We start from the raw sequence: 18,765 nt of genomic DNA on the forward strand, positions 1-18,765 counted from the left end.
ATGTCACCAGGCTCCGCATTGCGTGGGGCCGAGGGACTACTATGCTGTTAAAAAATTTGACCCGGCAGTTGTTTGCACAACTGAGCCGCCACCTGCCACGTCGCTTGATCCAACGCGACCTGATGCCGGATGACAATACCGTTGCTCATGCTCAAGAGGTTCCCGCCTCTCTGAGCGAAGCCTGCCTGAAATATGCAGCCGCTCCTGAAGAGCAACTTTATCGCGATTTCAAAAGCCACCCGGAAGGGCTGAATGCGCAGGAAGTTGAACAAGCCATTGAGCTTCATGGCCTCAACCAAATCCCGGCGCAAAAGCCGTCGCCGTGGTGGGTTCATCTTTGGACCTGCTACCGCAACCCTTTCAATATCCTGCTCACCATTCTCGGCATTGTTTCCTACTCCACTGAGGATATGTTTGCCGCAGGCGTCATTGCGCTGATGGTGGTGATTGCCACATTGCTCAACTTCGTTCAGGAAGCGCGTTCCACTAAAGCGGCGGACACGCTCAAAGCGATGGTCAGCAACACCGCGACCGTACTGCGTGTAGTGAATGAAAGCGGTGAAAATGCGTTTATCGAAATCCCGCTCGAAAGCCTGGTGCCGGGCGACATTGTTAAACTGGCGGCAGGCGATATGATCCCGGCGGATCTGCGCGTGATACAAGCGCGTGATCTCTTCGTCGGCCAGGCCTCGCTGACTGGCGAATCCTTACCGGTTGAAAAGGTCGCGATCAGCCGTGATATGTCGCACAACAACCCGCTGGAATGCGACACGCTGTGCTTTATGGGCACAAACGTGGTGAGCGGCACAGCGCTTGCGATGATCATCTCAACAGGTGGCAATACCTGGTTTGGCCAACTGGCCGGGCGTGTCACGCAGCAAGAAAGCGAGCCGAATGCGTTCCAGAAAGGCATCAGCCGTGTGAGCTGGGTACTGATCCGCTTTATGCTGGTGATGACACCAATTGTGCTGCTGATCAACGGCTTCACCAAAGGTGACTGGTGGGAAGCGGCGCTGTTTTCGCTCTCGGTTGCAGTCGGCTTAACGCCGGAAATGCTGCCGATGATCGTTACCTCGACGCTGGCCCGTGGTGCGGTGAAACTCTCTAAACAGAAAGTGATCGTCAAACACCTGGATGCTATTCAGAACTTTGGTGCGATGGACATTCTGTGCACCGACAAAACCGGCACGCTCACGCAAGATCGCATTGTTCTGGAATCGCACACCGATATTCTCGGCGCGGTGAGTCACCACGTTCTGCACACCGCCTGGCTTAACAGCCATTATCAAACCGGGCTTAAAAACCTGCTGGATGTCGCGGTGCTGGAAGGTGTTGATGAAGATCATGCCCGCAATGCTGCTGCACGCTGGCAGAAAGTTGATGAGATCCCGTTCGACTTTGAACGCCGCCGTATGTCAGTCGTGGTATCTGAACAGCCGGATGTGCATCAGCTGATCTGTAAAGGCGCGTTGCAGGAGATCCTGAATGTTTGTACTCAGGTTCGTTATGGCGACGAGATCGTACCGCTCAGCGAAACTTTGCTGGCGCGTATCCGCCGTGTGACTGACGATCTGAACCGCCAGGGTTTGCGTGTGGTCGCCGTTGCCAGCAAATTCTTGCCTGCACGCTGTGAAGATTATGGCCGCGTGGATGAATCGGATCTGATTCTTGAGGGCTACATCGCCTTCCTCGATCCACCGAAAGAAACCACCGCGCCTGCGCTGAAAGCACTTAAAGCAAGCGGCATTGCCGTTAAGATCCTGACCGGTGATAGCGAGCTGGTGGCGGCGAAAGTGTGCCGTGAAGTGGGGCTGGATGTCGGCACGTTAGTGACCGGTAGCGAAATCGAAAACATGGCTGACGCTGAGCTTGCTGCACTGGCTCTGCGTACCACGCTGTTTGCCCGCCTGACGCCAATGCACAAAGAACGTATCGTGCGCCTGCTGCGTGGCGAAGGGCATGTAGTCGGCTTTATGGGCGATGGCATTAATGACGCGCCAGCTCTGCGCGCCGCCGACATCGGGATTTCAGTGGATGGCGCGGTAGACATTGCGCGTGAAGCTGCAGATATCATCCTGCTGGAAAAAAGCCTGATGGTGCTGGAACAAGGCGTGATTGAAGGGCGCAGAACCTTTGCCAACATGCTGAAATACATCAAAATGACCGCCAGTTCTAACTTCGGTAACGTGTTCAGTGTGCTGGTGGCCAGTGCCTTCTTGCCATTCTTGCCAATGCTTCCGTTGCACTTACTGATTCAGAACCTGCTATACGATGTCTCCCAAGTGGCGATTCCGTTCGATAACGTTGATGACGAGCAAATCAAGAAACCACAGCGCTGGAACCCGGCGGATTTAGGCCGCTTTATGGTGTTCTTCGGGCCGATAAGCTCCATCTTCGACATTCTGACATTCTGCGTCATGTGGTGGGTGTTCAAGGCAAACGTGCCAGAAGCACAAACCCTGTTCCAGTCTGGCTGGTTCGTGGTTGGGTTACTGTCACAAACATTGATTGTGCATATGATTCGTACCCGCCGCATTCCGTTCATTCAGAGTCGTGCTGCGTGGCCATTGATGGTGATGACGCTGGTCGTGATGGTGGTTGGGATTGGCCTGCCGTTCTCGCCGCTGGCAAGTTATCTGCAACTCCAGGCGCTGCCGCTGAGCTACTTCCCATGGCTGATTGCAATCCTTGCCGGATATATGACGCTGACTCAGTGTGTGAAGGGGTTCTATAGCCGCCGTTACGGCTGGCAGTAATATACCCATCATCCTTCAAGCTGAAGCGGCGTTGGCTGCAACTCGAATGCAGTAAAAATCAGCGGGATGTGATCCGCATCTCGCTGATTCTCGCCATAACCTTGATGAATATTTCTACACGTGTTACCAGATTGTTTTTGCTTTTTTCTGGCCCGTCATTGTTAAAGGAATATTCATGTTTAAATCAATACGTTTGAGCCTGCTGGCAGGTTGCATTGCTGCAACTTGTCAGGCCTGGGCTGCTCCGGCAGGTGATTTACCATTAATGCCCTGGCCGCAGCAGGTTGACCGCCCGGCCGCAGAAGGGACGCTGGTTCTCGACAACGCCATTTCCATTAAAATCAGCGGCGACAAACTCCCCGGCGCAATTGACCGTTGGCGGCAGAGAATATCTCAGCAAACGGGCTGGCAATTACAACCTGCACAGGCCAACCCTGCAAAACCCACCATTGATATCCAAATCAAACAAGCCGTTGCCTCATTACCTGAACTCAACAGCGATGAAAGCTACCAGTTAAGCGTCACTGCTGGCGGCGTAAAGCTCACGGCAAACACGCGCTTTGGCGCGATGCGCGGCATGGAAACCCTGCTACAGCTCATTCAGAACGGCCCGGAAAACACCGCCATTCCGTTTGTGGCTATCAAAGATCAGCCGCGCTTCCCGTGGCGTGGGTTGTTAGTGGATTCAGCCCGCCACTTCATGCCCATCAAAGATATTCTGCGCCAGTTAGATGGCATGGCCGCCGCCAAAATGAACGTTCTGCACTGGCATTTGACTGACGATCAGGGCTGGCGCTTTGCCTCTACTGCCTATCCAAAATTGCAGCAACTGGCGAGTGATGGTGACTTTTATACTCAGGCACAAATGAAAGAAGTGGTGCGCTACGCCGCATCGCTCGGTATTCGAGTGGTGCCAGAAATGGACTTGCCGGGCCATGCATCGGCGATTGCAGTGGCTTATCCGGAACTGATGAGCGCACCGGGACCGTACCAAATGGAGCGCCACTGGGGCGTGCTAAAACCACTGCTTAACCCGACTAATGATGCCGCTTATAAATTTGTCGATACCTTAATTGGCGAGCTGACGGCCATTTTCCCGGACAGCTATTTGCACATTGGTGGCGATGAAGTTGATGACGAGCACTGGAAAAATTCATCGCAAATCCAGGCGTTTATGAAGCAGCATAATATTGCCGACACACACGCTTTGCAGACCTACTTCAACCAACGGCTGGAGAAGATCCTCGAAAAACATCACCGCCAGATGATGGGTTGGGATGAGATCTACCATCCGGATCTACCGAAAAGTATTCTGATCCAATCCTGGCAAGGGCAGGACGCTCTGGGGATGGTCGCGGCGAACGGTTACAAAGGTATTTTGTCGACCGGCTTCTATCTCGATCAACCGCAATCAACGGCTTACCACTATCGTAATGAGATCCTGCCGCAAGGGTTGAATGGGATCGATAAGCTTACCGAGTCAGACAGCGCGCAAAGTTGGTTCTTCAATATGCCGCGCCTAAAAGGCAGTGCGGTGGAAGGTAGTTTCACTCTGGTGAGCAGTCAGACGGCATGGCGTGGCTTTATCGACTTCAAAGGTAAATCCCGCCGCGCGGTACGTGAGATTGAATGGCTGAGCCCAAACCAGGTGACGTTCACCGTCGATACCTGGATGGGAGAAACACGCCCGGTATTAACGCTCGATAAAGACAAATTGAGCGGCTATATGCTGGTGGGTAATGTGCGTTACCCGGCAACCGGCCAGAAATTAGATGACGTGCCTGATGGCATTCAGCCGGTCGTGCCAACACCTGAGCAGATGAACAATATTATCGGTGGCGAGGCGGCGCTGTGGGCCGAAAACGTCGCATCGCCGCTACTGGATATCAAGCTGTGGCCGCGTGCCTTTGCGGTCGCTGAACGTTTGTGGTCCGCCGAAGATGTGAAAGATATCGATAATATGTATCAGCGTCTGCAGGCGATAGATGCATGGTCGACGGTTTCAGTGGGCTTGCAGCAGCATGCCGCCGCCGCGCAACAGCTCACGCGCCTTGCTGGCACGACGGAGATTTTGCCGTTGCAGATTCTCGCTCAGGCGGTTGAACCGGCGCAGTACTACACTCGCCAGCACCTGAAATTCCAGGCCGGAAATTACCATCATTTTGAGCCACTAAACCGCTTTGCTGATGCACTAGGTGCGGAAAGCAACCAGGTGCGCTCACTCGATATGTGGGCTGATAAACTGGTGGCTGATCCTGAAGACAGCAACAGCGCCGAGTCGCTGCGCCATACCTTCGCGCGTTGGCAAAGTAACACGCCGGATGTCCTGGCGCTGATCGATGGTAACTATCAGCTTAAGGCGTTAAAACCGGTGGCTGAAAATGTCGATAAACTGGCGGGAATAGGGCTGCGTTTAACGGATCTGGTAGCAAAACAGGGAACGTTGAGCGCTGATGAAGTTCAGGGGATTCAGAAACAGCTCGATGATGCGGCACAAACGCAAGATGAGGTCGTTGTTGCGGCAGTCTATCCGTTACAGAAATTGTTGCGGGCGAGTGTGAAATAGGTCGGATTGGCGTAGCGACATCCGACAAAATTTAAGGCCGCGTTTGCGGCCTTAAAATTGAAACGTTAGCGGCGAATGGCAATCGCTTCGATCTCAATCATCACATCTTTAGGCAGACGAGCTACTTCAACGCAAGAACGCGCAGGGAAAGTTGCTTTGTGCTCATTAAAGAATGCTTCGTAAGTTGCGTTTACGGTCGAAAAGTCATTCAGATCTTTGACGAAAACAGTCGTTTTAACGATATCGCCAACTTTCAGGCCAGCGGCTTCAACAATCGCCTGCACGTTTTCCAGAGACTGGCGCGCTTGTGCTGCCACATCTTCCGGTACGGTGCCTGTTTTTGGGTTCACTGGGATCTGGCCAGAAGTGATAATCATGCTGCCAAGATCGACACCCTGAACATATGGGCCGATTGCTGCTGGGGCGTTTTCGGTGCTGATAATACGAGACATATATCATTCCTTAATGGTTCGTAGGCAAACAAAAAGCTCCCGCCCATTATAGAGGCGAGAACTTCAGCGGCAATGATTAATCTGCCAGCACAACGTGATGCGCAAACTCTTTTTCACAATATTTGCATTTGAGACTGATGTTTTCGTCGCGTTTTTTCACTGCAAACGAAGAATGAACGGGTTCGCTGCGGCTGATGCAGTTGGTATTCGGGCAAACCAACACTTTATCGATGCGTGAAGGCAGGCTCGGTTTGCTCTTACCGACCACTTCATATTCATCAATGCGGTTGACCGTTGCATGCGGTGCATACAGTGCCAGTTGGTTAACTTGCTCATCCGTCAGGAAGGTGTTTTCGATTTTAATCAGGTCTTTACGGCCCTGTTCTTTTGAAGGCAAGTTCAGGCCGATAGTGATGCGCTGGTCTGTTTCCGTTAACTGGAAAAGAGTCAGTAACTTAAAGCCAACATGTGCAGGAATATGATCGATAACCGTACCGCGTTTGATCGCTTCAACTTGTAATTTGTTGTCGTGTGTCATCTTTATCTTCCTCTCACTCAAACCAGTTCACGATTCAAAACTAACGCCAGCAAAGCCTGACGAGCATAAATACCGTTGCCTGCCTGCTGGAAATACCAGGCGTGCGGGGTTTTATCGACATCCGTAGTGATTTCATCAACGCGTGGCAGCGGGTGCAGTACTTTCATGTTTTCGCGGGCATCGGCAAGGTCTGCTGCACGTAGGACAAACTGCGCCTTCACGTTGGCGTATTCAGACGGGTCCAGCCGCTCTTTCTGCACACGAGTCATGTACAGAATATCCAGCTCGCCTACCACGTCGCCGATAGCTTCATGGCAGCTCCAGACGATGCCTTTTTCATCCAGCATATCGAGAATGTATTTCGGCATCGCCAGCGCATTTGGCGCGATAAAGTAGAAGCGGTTGCCTTCAAATTTCGCCAGCGCCTGCGCCAGTGAGTGCACGGTACGGCCATATTTCAGGTCACCCACCATGGCGATATTCAGGTTTTCCAGGCGGCCCTGTGTTTCCTGGATGGTGAACAAATCCAGCAGGGTTTGTGTTGGGTGCTGGTTGGCACCGTCACCGGCATTCAGCACCGGCACATTGCCAGAGAACTCGGTTGCCAGGCGTGCAGCGCCTTCTTGCGGATGGCGCATGACGATTGCATCAACATAGGTGCTGATTACTGAAATAGTATCGGCCAGCGTTTCGCCTTTCTTACCCAGCGAGGTATTGCTGCTGTCGGAGAAGCCGACAACTGATGCACCCAGGCGGTGAATCGCGGTCTCAAAAGAGAGACGAGTACGCGTTGAAGCCTCAAAGAAACAGCTGGCAACAACGATATGTTTCAACAGTTCAGGTTGCGGATTGGCTTTCAGTTTTGCCGCGGTAGATAACACCAGTTCAAGTTCTTCACGACTGAGATCGTTTATGGAAATGATATGTTTTTGATATAGGGGGTTAGCCATGTTTATCTCCTGTTCTCGGGCGTCGGGCAAAAAAAAGCCCCTCAATGAGGGGCCTTTGGAATTGATTGATGCAACGGAAAGAAAAACAGGTTAGCGCCGTCTTTTAGACGACGTGGTGTGGCAATTTTTTGAACACACTGGACCATGCTTCCTCCGGCAAATTGTGGCGCATTATACGCATGTGGGAGGACACTTCAAGGGATAAATTCACATATTTTAGCCATTAGCAATCGGTTGCTGTGAATATTTATCCGACTCTAATGTAATCCAAGGGTTTGCATAACTCGCCGATGGACCTGTGCGGTTTTTTGTACCTCGCGTGGTGCAATCCATACAATGCTGCTGCCCGCTACTACGCCTAAAATCTCTGGCACTGCTCGATAATCGAGAATTCTTGCTATGGCCCGCCCGTATCCATGAACGGCATGAATCATGACAAACTCAGCATTATGCTCGACGCTAATCACCATCTCTGCGATTGAACGTGCTGCATCCGGTGCGGGTTGAGATTGCGGATTTAATGCATAAATTTTCTGACCTTTGGCGTTGCGTACTTTTATAACGCCAAGCAATTTCAGCAGCCGGGACACCGTAGACTGACTAATGTTTTCAAATCCGTGGAGCTGCATATCGCGACGCAGTTCTTCTTGCGATTGATAGCTTTTATGGACAATGAGTCTTTGGCAGAGTGTTAGTTGATTATGATCCTTCTCAGAGGGGGCGTGGGATACGCTCATTGCATTCACCATTCCTTGATTTATCAGGCGACTAATTTACGCCGCTTATAAATTTAAACTGTTCGTTTGATCGGGTTTTTCAAGGTTTATCAATAATAAATGTTGCAAATTATTAGGTTTAAAGAATTTAACGCCCCCTAAGGGGCGTTAAACATATCAAGTGATCTGTATTGATCCGGAAACAACCAGTTTTAATGTCCAGGCCGCCAACAGCAAGATCGCCGCCGCAATCGCCCATTCATAACCCTTCAGCATTTGTTGCCCCTGCTGTTTCTTCTGCCACAGGAAGACCAAAAGCCCTGGGGTGAACAACAACGAACTCAGTAGCATTGAGTCGCCAGCGGCATAGCACAACCAGAATCCGTAGACGGTGGCGATGATGCCGAGAATCAATCCGCTGGTGCGTGATTCCCCTTTCGCATAGCGTTCGCCCGTCCAGGCCAGTTTCAGCCCATAGGCGGCGCTAAACAGATAAGGAGGCAGAATGGCAGCGGTTGCGATAGAGAACAGCGCCTGATAACCCGCCTGGTAGAACAGAGTGAGGATGAGGAATAACTGGATCAGGCCGTTGGTTATCCACAATGAGAACGAAGGGGAATGTCTGGCGTTCTCTTTGGCGAAGATTTTCGGGAAGATACCGTCTTTGGCGGCAACGCGGGGCAGTTCTGCGGCAAAAAGCGTCCAGGCGAGCAGGGCGCCTGCAACAGAAAGAATAACGCCACCTGCAACAAATTTAGCGCCCCATGGCCCAACCACACTCTCCAGCACACCGGCCATAGAAGGGTTTCTCAGCCCGGCAAGTGACGCCTGGTCCAAAATCCCCATCGACAACACGCTGACCAGCACATAAATAGTCAGTGCGCCCAGTAAACCAATCACTGTAGCTTTACCAATATCGCTACGATTTGCGGCACGCGCAGAAACGACGGTCGCTCCTTCAATACCGATAAACACCCATGTGGTCACCAGCATGGTATTTTTCACCTGATCGAAAAGCTCAGGCGCGGTGCCGTTGACGACCATCATGCGGCCCCAAAAATCGGCGGTGAACACGCCAATCTTAAAGGCTATCAACACGGCGACGATAAATACCAGCAGGATAACCACTTTGACGACGGTGAGTATGGTGTTGATGTAAGCCGCTTCACGCACGCCACGCAGAACCAGCGCGTGTACCAGCCACAGCACTACAGATGCGCCGATGATCGACGGCAGGTTATTACCATCGCCGAATACCGGGATGAAAAAGCTCATCGCGCTAAACAGTAATACCGCGTAGGAAACGTTGCCCAGCCAGGCGGAGAACCAGTATCCCCAGGCGGACTGGAAGCCGATGAAATCGCCGAATCCAGCGCGAGCGTAGCTATAGACGCCCCCTTCAAGTTCCGGACAACGGGAGCTGAGGTTTTGATAGATAAATGCGAGACATAACATCCCGACTCCGGTAATTACCCAACCAATGAGTAACGCGCCCGGTGAGGCGACGGAGCCAAAGTTTTGCGGCAGGCTGAATACCCCACCGCCAATCATTGAACCAATTACCAGCGCAACCAGCGCGCTAAGCCCTAATTTTGTTTCTTTTGTTGTGGATGTCGCGGCGACATCACCGTGGGTAGCATCGGCCATTTTCATTTCCTCTTGCTGTGGGATACAGCATGAATGCGCGGGTGGCGGCGAGACTATTCCCGCCGCCAGTGCGAATTACTCTCCTAGCGTGGCAACCATGACGGCTTTAATCGTATGCATGCGGTTTTCGGCTTCATCGAAGACAATGGAATGTGCTGATTCAAAGACTTCTTCAGTCACTTCCAGCCCTTTCAGGCCGTACTCCTGCTCGATTTCTTTACCGACTTTGGTGTTTTCGTTGTGGAAAGCAGGCAGGCAGTGCATGAATTTCACATTCGGGTTGCCAGTGGCATTAATGACGTTTTGGTTAACCTGATAAGGCGTCATGATGCTGACGCGTTCAGCCCAGGCTTCTTTAGGCTCGCCCATAGAAACCCACACATCGGTGTAGAGGAAATCAACGCCGGCAACCCCTTCTTCGACGCTGTCGGTCAACATGATGCGGCCACCTGTTTCTTTGGCGATAGCGCGGCATTGTTCAACCAGGGCAGGTTCTGGCCAGAACGCTTTTGGTGCCACCAGGCGAATATCCATACCCATCTTCGCAGCACCCACCATCAGGGAATTACCCATGTTGTTGCGTGCATCGCCCAGATAAGCGAAAGCGATGTCCTGAAGTTTTTTGTCCGGTGCGTGTTCAAGCATGGTCATCAAATCCGCGAGAATTTGAGTCGGGTGATATTCATTGGTCAGGCCGTTCCACACCGGAACACCGGCGTACTCGCCCAGCTCTTCAACGATATCCTGGCCGTAGCCACGATATTCGATGCCGTCATACATCCGACCTAATACGCGGGCGGTATCTTTCATTGATTCTTTATGACCAATCTGTGAGCCGCTTGGGCCGAGATAAGTCACCAGAGCACCTTGATCAAAGGCACCAACTTCAAATGCGCAGCGTGTGCGGGTGGAGGTTTTTTCAAAGATTAGCGCGATGTTTTTGCCCACCAGGGTTTTCTTCTCAGTACCTGCTTTTTTGGCGGCTTTCAGTTCGCGAGACAAATCGATCAGGTACTGGATTTCTACAGGTTTGAAGTCCAGCAGTTTCAGGAAGTTGCGGTTTTTCAGGTTAATAGTCATTTTTACATCCTTAATATTGTTGGTGGATGACGCTGCCGCTTATCCGCCCTACGCTTTGAGGGTAAGTGCTGCGCCATCCGACAAAATTGCTGCAGCTATTCGCGAATCAGTGTGCCTTTCTCGCCTGCCAGAATTGCCGGGCCATCTTCGAGCGCACCAATTCCGGCAATACCGTGGCACTGCGCGACGAATTTGCTGCAGGCGGCGACCTTCGGTCCCATAGAACCGGCATCGAATTTCATGGCGTCTAACTCTTGCGGCGTAATATGCGAAATCGGGCGTTGCGCAGGGGTTCCCCAATCGAAATAGACCGCGTCCGCATCGGTGAGGATCAAAAGCGCATCGGCCTCGATCTGGCGTGCCAGCAATGCGGCGGAAAGATCTTTATCAATCACCGCTTCGATACCGTGGTAGCCATCGGCTTTTTCCACTACCGGAACACCGCCGCCACCGTTACAAATCACCAGGTGATCGCGCTGGATAAGGGCGGTGATCGCATCGCTTTCCACAATCTGTTTTGGTTGTGGGGATGGCACCACACGGCGGAAATACTGGCCGTCGGCTTTAACTGTCCAGCCTTTTTCAGCAACCAGCATGTCGGCTTGCGCCTTGTCATAGACCGGGCCGATGTACTTCGTTGGGTTCTGGAATGCGGGGTCATTGGCATCCACTTCAACCTGAGTCAGCAGTACGCTGACTTCCCGGTTTGGCAGCTGGTTTTTCAGTGACTGCTGTAACATGTAGCCAATCATTCCCTGGCTTTCGGCCCCAAGAATGTCGAGCGGATATGGCGTCACTTTTTCATAGGCACTGTTTTGTAGTGCCAGCAACCCGACCTGCGGGCCATTGCCATGAACCAGCACCACACGCCAGGAGGAGGTGAGTTGTGCGATAGTTTTAGCCGCTAAATCAATGTTATTACGTTGTATTTCCGCTTCCAGAGGCTCGCCGCGCTTCAATAGTGCATTGCCGCCCAGTGCTACAACCAGTGTCGGTTTGTGTTCCATTTCATTTCTCCCTGGATTAAATACCGTCACGTTCTAATGGGCAGCTCATGCAGCGTGCGCCACCGCGACCACGACCCAGCTCGTCACCAGGAATCGGCAGGACTTTGATGCCCGCTTTGTCGTATTTCTCGTTGGTCCAGATATTGCGTTCATAGCCAATGACCACACCCGGGCGCACGGTTAACACGTTGTTGGCGTCATTCCATTGCTCACGTTCTGCTTCGAACGCATCACCGCCGGTAGTGATTAAACGGACTTGATCGATGCCCAGCGCCTGTTCAATGGCGTGCAGCAGGTTTGGCTCCTGGTGGCGTTTGATGCCGCCACGGCCATCCGGGGTTAATGTCCAGCACTGAGCGTCTTTGCGGACCACTTCCGGGTAGACGGAGAAGGTGTCGATATCGATGTGTGTCATCACTGTATCTAGGTGCATACAGGAGCGGTGTTTAGGCAGTTCAACGGCAATAACGCGAGTGGCTTGTTGATGTTTGAATAATGATTCAGCGAGGAACTCCACACCTTGCGGAGTGGTGCGCTCAGATAAACCAATTAATACCGCGCCACGACCAATAACTAATACGTCACCACCTTCTAATGTTGCGTGGTCATAATTAATATTGTCGTCACCGTAATACTTAATAAAATTGCCATCGGTAAATGTTGGATGCCAGCGGTAGATGGCCCGCAGGTTATTTGTTTCACGTTGGCGTGCGGCTTTCGCCATTGGGTTAATAGATACGCCATTATAAATCCAGCAGGAAGTATCGCGGGTGAATAAATGGTTCGGCAGCGGCTTCATAATAAAGTCGGTGACTTCATGGGTATCGACAACCATATTTTTAATATAAGTTGGAATTTCACCATAAGTCAGGCCACCACTCAGCCTGCGAGCCAATTCACGGTGTGGCATATCGGCAAGCCAGCTGCGAATATCGGAGGCAAATGCCGGGCCAAGGCGGTAGTCAGAAATCTGTGTTGCCAGCAGCCAGGCCTTGGCATCGCTAACGTCCAGGGTTTGAGTCAGAAGGTCAGTCAGTAATAAAACTTCAACCCCCTCACTACGTAATGTATTGGCAAATATATCGTGTTCTTCACCAGCACGTTCTACAGATAAAACGTCGCCAAATAATAATTCCTGGCAATTAGAGGGGGTGAGTCTTTTCAGGCTCAGATTAGGGCGGTGCAGCATTACACTGCGAAGTTGTCCAATTTCGGAACCAACATAGTGCTTATCCATGACTATTCCTTTGCATTAATCCTGAGATGAAAATATCAGTGGTAATAGTTAACTATTACCGCAAGTTAAATAGGCTTTCGAAATGTCTTCGAGGCGTATGTTAATTTCATGAGGGATATTTAATGTGAGCTTAATCACGCACTCAAGGGGCTTTTTAATTCTCTGTTAATTAATTGATAGCTGTCATGGAATTATAAATAAAGTCATTAGTAAGTCTGAATAAATACGCGAAATTATGCATATTCTATTTTATTAGTGTTAACCCAATGTTATTGAGTGACTAAAATGATGTTTTTTAATTAATTGAAATTTATGGATATTTTGAAATTTAAATATAACTATGCATAAAGCCGTATTTTTCATCCACATCATGGGAAAATAAACAAAATACTTATGACTAAACTTGCACTTACTTACCAAGCTTAAAATGTGACTGGTGGTTAGTTTTAAATAATTTTGTTTTTTAAACAGCAGATTACGAATGAGTCTGCCGGGGTCTATTTTGAGGTTATGCTTTTTTCATGCATAAAAACCTCATGGCTGATACAAAGCTGTAACATGTTTTGCGCTAAACATGCGCCAGCACAGGTTTTCTTAAAAAATTCATGGCGGCAAATGGTGAATGCTCGTATAAATACCGTAATAAAACATCGTTTCAAAAAGGTATTAATCATGATTATTGGCAACATTCATTCTTTGCAATCCTGGCTTCCGGAAGAACTGCGTCAGGCGATTGAGCATGTTAAACAGCACATCACTCCTGAAACCCCGTTGGGCAAGCATGACATCGACGGTAACCGTCTATTTATGTTGGTTTCTGAAGACTCTACGCAACCGATTGAAGAGCGCCCAGCAGAGTTTCACCAGCGCTATCTGGATATCCAGATTGTGATGCGCGGCCAGGAAGGTATGACATTTAGCTGCCTGCCTGCGGGCACGCCAGAAACTGACTGGCTGGCTGACAAGGACATCGCGTTCCTGCCAGAAGGCGAGCAGGAAAAAACCATCGTGTTAAATGAAGGGGATTTCGTGGTGTTCTATCCAGGCGAAGTTCACAAGCCGCTGTGCGCTGTTGGCAAGCCTGCGACCGTGCGTAAGGTCGTTGTGAAGATGTTGATGGCCTAAAAATAATGCCGGGTAGCGCAGTGTGCTTACCCGGCTTTAAAACTCATTAAATATCCGCAAGGGTGGCGACCATCACCGCTTTGATGGTGTGCATGCGGTTTTCAGCCTGATCAAACACAACGCTATTTGCCGATTCAAACACCTCGTCCGTCACTTCCATACCGCCATGCAGGCCATATTGTTCTGCCATCTGCTTGCCCAGCGTCGTCTGGTCATCATGGAATGCAGGTAGGCAGTGCAGGAATTTAACCTGCGGATTACCGGTTAACGCCAGCATCGTGCTATTAACTTGATAAGGGCGCAGCAGGTTAATACGCTCAGCCCATTTCTCTTTGGCTTCACCCATTGATACCCACACATCGGTATAAATGAAGTCAGCGCCTTTAACGCCTGCGGCAATATCTTCAGTGAGCGTGATTTTCCCGCCATTGTGAGCGGCCATTGCCTGGCACTCTGCCACCAGCTTTTCATCAGGCCAGCAGGCTTGTGGAGCCACAAGGCGCAGATTCAGCCCGGTAAGTGCCGCGGCTTCGAGCATGGAATTGCCCATGTTATTACGCGCATCACCCGCATAGACCAGCGTCATTTCTTTGAAAGTTTTGCCTGGCATGTGCTCCTGCATTGTCAGCAGGTCGGCCAGCAATTGCGTGGGATGGTACTCATTGGTCAACCCGTTCCACACCGGCACGCCAGCATGCTGCGCCAGTGTTTCAACGATTTCCTGACCAAACCCGCGATACTGAATACCGTCATACATACGGCCCAATACACGGGCCGTATCTTTAATTGATTCTTTATGCCCAATCTGGCTGCCGCTTGGGCCGAGATAAGTGACGCGAGCGCCCTGGTCAAATGCGGCAACTTCGAAAGAGCACCTCGTACGAGTCGAGTCTTTTTCGAAGATGAGCGCAATATTTTTTCCAGTAAGATGCTGAACTTCAATGCCTTTTTTATTATCGTTTTTTAGTTTGGCAGAGAGAGCAAGTAACTCGTGAAGCTGTGCAGGGGTGAAATCCAGTAATTTAAGAAAATGCTTTTGATAGAAATGACTCATATTTTCCTCGCATGGCACCTGCCACTTATTGAATTAAAATTCAATTTATATGTATGATTATGCATTTGCAACCCCCGGCGAATAAATCTTTATCGGGAAAGGTGGAGGCAAACTCAGCCGTGTGTGAAAATAGAAGTATCTGCCTACAAATTGAGGAAAGGGCCATGGCAAATCCAGAACTGCTCGAAGAGCAACGCGAAGAAACGCGTTTGATTATTGAAGAATTACTGGAAGACGGCAGCGATCCTGACGCGCTGTACACTATTGAGCATCACCTTTCCGCAGACGATTTCGAAACTCTTGAAAAAGCAGCTGTTGAAGCTTTCAAAATGGGTTACGAAGTTACTGACCCGGAAGAGCTGGAAGTGGAAGAGGGTGATACCGTTATCTGCTGTGACGTGCTGAGCGAAAGTGCGTTAAAAGCTGAGCTGTTGGATGAGCAAGTAGAGCAACTGCTGAACCTCGCTGAAAAATTTGGTGTGGAATATGACGGTTGGGGCACTTACTACGAAGATCCGAATGGCGAAGACGGTGAAGAAGGTGATGACGACGAAGATTTAGCCGACGAAGACGACGACGGCGTCCGCCACTAATCTCTTCTGTGCAGCGGCGATTGCCGCTGCACATCAACGAAAGATAACAACTCATTATGAACTACCCGCAACTCCTCTCCCCGGTGCTGCATTTTCTGCACTGCCCAACACCTGATGCATGGATTGAAAAGGCCCGCCAGCCTGAGCATTTGCCATTGCTGCTGACTGACCATCTGGTGTGCGAACTCAAAGCGGCACAAACGGCCATGTTCCTGATTCGTAAATATGTCGCCGATAAAAGCAGTGCGCAGTTTTTACTTGATTGGCTAAAACCCTACGAAGATTTCGCTTTCCGTGAGGGAGCCGAACCTGATTTTGTCGCGCTGCATAAAACCTTGAGCAAAAACGTCATGCCGCAAACGCAGAGTGCCTGGGGCCAGCAACTTATCGACAGCATGGTGTTGTTGATTAAAGAAGAGCTGCACCACTTTTGGCAGGTGCGCGAGATCATGCATGCCCGCAACATTGCCTACGTGAAAATGACCGCCAGCCGTTACGCCAAAGCGCTGCTGGGCCAAACGCGAACGCATGAGCCGGTAATGCTGGTGGATAAACTGATTTGCGGGGCGTATATCGAGGCGCGATCCTGTGAGCGTTTCGCCGCTCTGGCACCGCATCTGGATGATGAACTACAGAAATTCTATTTGTCGCTGCTGCGTTCGGAAGCCCGGCATTATCAGGATTATTTAGCCCTGGCAGAACAGATTGCAGGTGGGGACATCAGCGATCGTGTGCGTTTCTTGGGCGAGGTCGAAGCGGCATTAATTAACAGCCCGGATGAAGAGTTTCGTTTCCACAGCGGCTTACCTTCCTCTTAAACCGCAGGATCCTGAAGTGCCGCTGTATGTTCATCTGCCTGTGGCCTCCCTCGAATTGCTTAAGGCTTGAACAGCTTCGCGCTTATCGCTAAGGTAAGCGCGTTTTTACCTTCCTGGAAAGTATCATGATAACCATCGCCCTTATTGACGACCACCTTATCGTCCGCTCCGGCTTTGCACAGCTGTTGGGGCTGGAGCCGGATTTTCAGATTGTGGTTGAGTTCGGCTCCGGGCGCGAAGCGCTGGCTGGGCTGCCGGGGCGCGGCGTGCAGGTGTGTATTTGCGACATCTCGATGCCGGATATTTCCGGGCTGGAACTGCTCAGCCAGCTACCCAAAGGGATGGCGACGATTATGTTGTCGGTGCACGATAGCCCGGCACTGGTGGAGCAGGCTTTAAACGCTGGCGCGCGAGGCTTTCTGTCAAAACGCTGTAGCCCGGATGAGCTGATTGCCGCCGTGCATACGGTAGCGACGGGTGGCTGCTACTTGACGCCAGACATCGCCGTTAAACTGGCGGCCGGACGGCAGGATCCCCTAACCAAACGCGAGCGCCAGGTGGCGGAAAAACTGGCCCAGGGCATGGCGGTGAAAGAGATTGCCACCGAGCTTGGGTTATCGCCAAAGACGGTTCACGTGCATCGCGCCAATCTGATGGAAAAACTCGACGTCAGTAACGATGTCGGTCTGGCTCACCGCCTGTTTGACGGATGGTGATGCAACCTTTTTTCTCCCGGCTTATCTCCGTCGCCGCCAGCTTTTTTATCTTTACGGCCAGTTGGTTTTGCCTGTGGAGCATTAGCTTGCACCTGGTGGAACGGCCTGAGCTTGCCGTGCTGCTGTTTCCTTTTGGCCTGCGTTTAGGGCTGATGCTGCAATGCCCGCGTGGCTACTGGCCCGTATTGCTCGGCGCGGAGTGGTTGATGCTCGTCTGGCTGGCGCAGGAAGTCGCACTGGCGCATCTTCCGTTGTTAATGGTCGGCGGTGTGCTAACCCTTCTGCCTGTGGCGCTGATTTCCCGCTATCGCCATCAGCGTGACTGGCGCACGTTGCTGCGTCAGGGCGGGGCGCTGATTGCCGCCGCACTGTTACAGTCGTTGCCGTGGCTTGGGCAAGGGCAGGAGACCCTGAACGCGCTGTTGCTGACGTTGACCGGCGGGTTAACCCTGGCTCCAACTTGCCTCGTTATCTGGCATTACCTCACCAGTACCGTCTGGCAACCGCTGGGGCCAGGACTGGTTTCACAGCCAGTGAACTGGCGTGCCCGTCACCTTATCTGGTATCTGCTGCTGTTTGTTGTCAGCCTGTGGCTACAACTTGGGCTACCTGACGAACTTTCCCGCTTTACCCCGTTTTGCCTGGCGTTGCCGATTATCGCCCTGGCCTGGCATTACGGCTGGCAGGGCGCGCTGATCGCGACGTTGATGAACGCCATTGCGCTGATCGCCAGCCAAACCTGGCACGATCATCCGGTGGATCTACTGCTTTCGTTGCTGGCACAAAGCCTGACCGGGCTGTTGCTGGGCGCGGGTATCCAGCGCCTGCGCGAGCTTAACCAGTCCCTGCAAACTGAGCTTGCGCGCAATCGCCGCCTTGCTGAACGCCTGTTGGAAACCGAGGAGAGCGTGCGGCGCGAAGTGGCGCGCGAACTCCATGACGATATCGGCCAGACCATTACCGCGATTCGTACCCAGGCGGGGATTGTGCAGCGCCTGGCACCGGGTAACGAAGGGGTCAAGCTGGGTGGGGCGCATATCGAACAGCTCTCCCTTGGGATTTACGATTCGGTACGCCGCCTGCTGGGAAGGCTGCGCCCACGCCAGCTGGATGATTTATCCCTGGAGCAGGCGATTCGTTCGTTGATGCGTGAAATGGAACTGGAAAGCCGTGGCATCGTGAGCCACCTCGACTGGAAAATCGACGAGCCGCTACTGAGTGAAAGCCAGCGCGTTACGCTGTTCCGCGTTTGCCAGGAAGGGCTGAACAACATTGTGAAACACGCCAGTGCCAGCGCAGTAACGATCCAGGGCTGGCAGCAGGACATACGCCTGATGTTGGTGATTGAAGATGACGGCAGCGGCCTGCCTACTGACTCCGGGCAGCAAGGTTTTGGCCTGGCAGGTATGCGCGAACGGGTTACGGCGCTCGGCGGAAACCTCACTATTTCCTGTACTCACGGCACGCGCGTCAGCGTCAGTTTGCCATTGCGATATGCGTAAGGACTGAC

General features: G+C 51.7%; 17 protein-coding genes. 7 read left to right on the top strand and 10 right to left on the bottom strand.

Annotation, left to right across the window (positions count from 1 at the left end; translation table 11 throughout):
* The first annotated feature begins 44 nt into the window (after positions 1-44).
* Both mgtA and AC0IXI_RS02805 read left to right on the top strand, forming a co-directional pair.
* A complete protein-coding gene (mgtA, locus tag AC0IXI_RS02800) occupies positions 45-2,756 on the top strand; it encodes a magnesium-translocating P-type ATPase (protein ID WP_471683191.1) in 2,712 nt (903 codons plus the stop codon).
* Positions 2,757-2,931: 175 nt separating this feature from the next.
* Positions 2,932-5,322, top strand: coding sequence for a beta-N-acetylhexosaminidase (locus AC0IXI_RS02805; RefSeq protein WP_471681892.1), 2,391 nt, complete (start codon positions 2,932-2,934; stop codon positions 5,320-5,322).
* 65 nt (positions 5,323-5,387) lie between these two features.
* Here the strand turns inward: AC0IXI_RS02805 and ridA are convergent, their stop codons facing one another.
* From ridA to arcA, 8 genes are all read right to left on the bottom strand, one after another.
* Positions 5,388-5,774: a 2-iminobutanoate/2-iminopropanoate deaminase gene (ridA, locus tag AC0IXI_RS02810; protein WP_471681893.1), complete on the bottom strand. Its 387-nt coding sequence runs from the start codon at positions 5,772-5,774 to the stop codon at positions 5,388-5,390.
* 76 nt (positions 5,775-5,850) lie between these two features.
* The gene (gene pyrI / locus AC0IXI_RS02815; protein ID WP_471681894.1) at positions 5,851-6,312 is read right to left on the bottom strand and encodes an aspartate carbamoyltransferase regulatory subunit; all 462 of its coding nucleotides are present in this window, start codon (positions 6,310-6,312) and stop codon (positions 5,851-5,853) included.
* Between the two features lie 17 nt (positions 6,313-6,329).
* Positions 6,330-7,262 (bottom strand): aspartate carbamoyltransferase, encoded by a 933-nt coding sequence (gene pyrB / locus AC0IXI_RS02820; RefSeq protein ID WP_471681895.1) that lies wholly within the window; start codon positions 7,260-7,262, stop codon positions 6,330-6,332.
* Positions 7,263-7,519: 257 nt separating this feature from the next.
* A complete protein-coding gene (locus AC0IXI_RS02825) occupies positions 7,520-7,999 on the bottom strand; it encodes an arginine repressor (RefSeq protein WP_064514009.1) in 480 nt (159 codons plus the stop codon).
* A 156-nt stretch (positions 8,000-8,155) separates the two neighbouring features.
* Entirely contained in the window at positions 8,156-9,625 is a 1,470-nt protein-coding gene (gene arcD / locus AC0IXI_RS02830) for an arginine-ornithine antiporter (protein WP_064514007.1), read from the bottom strand.
* Between the two features lie 75 nt (positions 9,626-9,700).
* Complete coding sequence (gene argF / locus AC0IXI_RS02835) at positions 9,701-10,705, bottom strand: ornithine carbamoyltransferase (protein ID WP_064514005.1); 1,005 nt, start codon at positions 10,703-10,705, stop codon at positions 9,701-9,703.
* A gap of 95 nt (positions 10,706-10,800) precedes the next feature.
* Entirely contained in the window at positions 10,801-11,712 is a 912-nt protein-coding gene (locus AC0IXI_RS02840; protein ID WP_471681896.1) for a carbamate kinase, read from the bottom strand.
* 16 nt (positions 11,713-11,728) lie between these two features.
* Entirely contained in the window at positions 11,729-12,949 is a 1,221-nt protein-coding gene (arcA, locus tag AC0IXI_RS02845; protein WP_471681897.1) for an arginine deiminase, read from the bottom strand.
* 672 nt (positions 12,950-13,621) lie between these two features.
* Between arcA and AC0IXI_RS02850 the strand changes: the two genes are divergently transcribed.
* On the top strand, positions 13,622-14,074 hold the full coding sequence (locus tag AC0IXI_RS02850) for a NanQ anomerase/TabA/YiaL family protein (protein WP_064513999.1): 453 nt from the start codon (positions 13,622-13,624) through the stop codon (positions 14,072-14,074).
* 46 nt (positions 14,075-14,120) lie between these two features.
* Here AC0IXI_RS02850 and argF (AC0IXI_RS02855) read toward each other — a convergent pair whose 3' ends face one another.
* Both argF (AC0IXI_RS02855) and argL read right to left on the bottom strand, forming a co-directional pair.
* The gene (gene argF, locus AC0IXI_RS02855; RefSeq protein ID WP_471681898.1) at positions 14,121-15,128 is read right to left on the bottom strand and encodes an ornithine carbamoyltransferase; all 1,008 of its coding nucleotides are present in this window, start codon (positions 15,126-15,128) and stop codon (positions 14,121-14,123) included.
* On the bottom strand, positions 15,125-15,193 hold the full coding sequence (argL, locus tag AC0IXI_RS02860; RefSeq protein ID WP_424221085.1) for a putative translational regulatory protein ArgL: 69 nt from the start codon (positions 15,191-15,193) through the stop codon (positions 15,125-15,127). The genes argF (AC0IXI_RS02855) and argL overlap by 4 nt, the downstream gene beginning before the upstream one ends.
* A 99-nt stretch (positions 15,194-15,292) precedes the next feature.
* Here argL and rraB point away from each other — a divergent pair, with 99 nt between their 5' ends.
* The 4 genes from rraB to uhpB all read left to right on the top strand — a co-directional run bounded on the left by rraB (position 15,293) and on the right by uhpB (position 18,757).
* Positions 15,293-15,721 carry a ribonuclease E inhibitor RraB gene (gene rraB, locus AC0IXI_RS02865; protein ID WP_064513995.1) on the top strand — a complete coding sequence of 143 codons (429 nt, stop codon included), beginning with the start codon at positions 15,293-15,295 and terminating at the stop codon, positions 15,719-15,721.
* Positions 15,722-15,777: 56 nt separating this feature from the next.
* Positions 15,778-16,539: a tRNA isopentenyl-2-thiomethyl-A-37 hydroxylase MiaE gene (gene miaE / locus AC0IXI_RS02870; protein ID WP_471681899.1), complete on the top strand. Its 762-nt coding sequence runs from the start codon at positions 15,778-15,780 to the stop codon at positions 16,537-16,539.
* Positions 16,540-16,664: 125 nt separating this feature from the next.
* Positions 16,665-17,255, top strand: coding sequence for a transcriptional regulator UhpA (uhpA, locus tag AC0IXI_RS02875; RefSeq protein WP_064513989.1), 591 nt, complete (start codon positions 16,665-16,667; stop codon positions 17,253-17,255).
* Positions 17,255-18,757, top strand: coding sequence for a signal transduction histidine-protein kinase/phosphatase UhpB (gene uhpB / locus AC0IXI_RS02880; RefSeq protein ID WP_471681900.1), 1,503 nt, complete (start codon positions 17,255-17,257; stop codon positions 18,755-18,757). The genes uhpA and uhpB overlap by 1 nt, the downstream gene beginning before the upstream one ends.
* Positions 18,758-18,765: the final 8 nt, after the last annotated feature.

This window comes from Buttiauxella sp. AC038 (assembly GCF_979253565.1).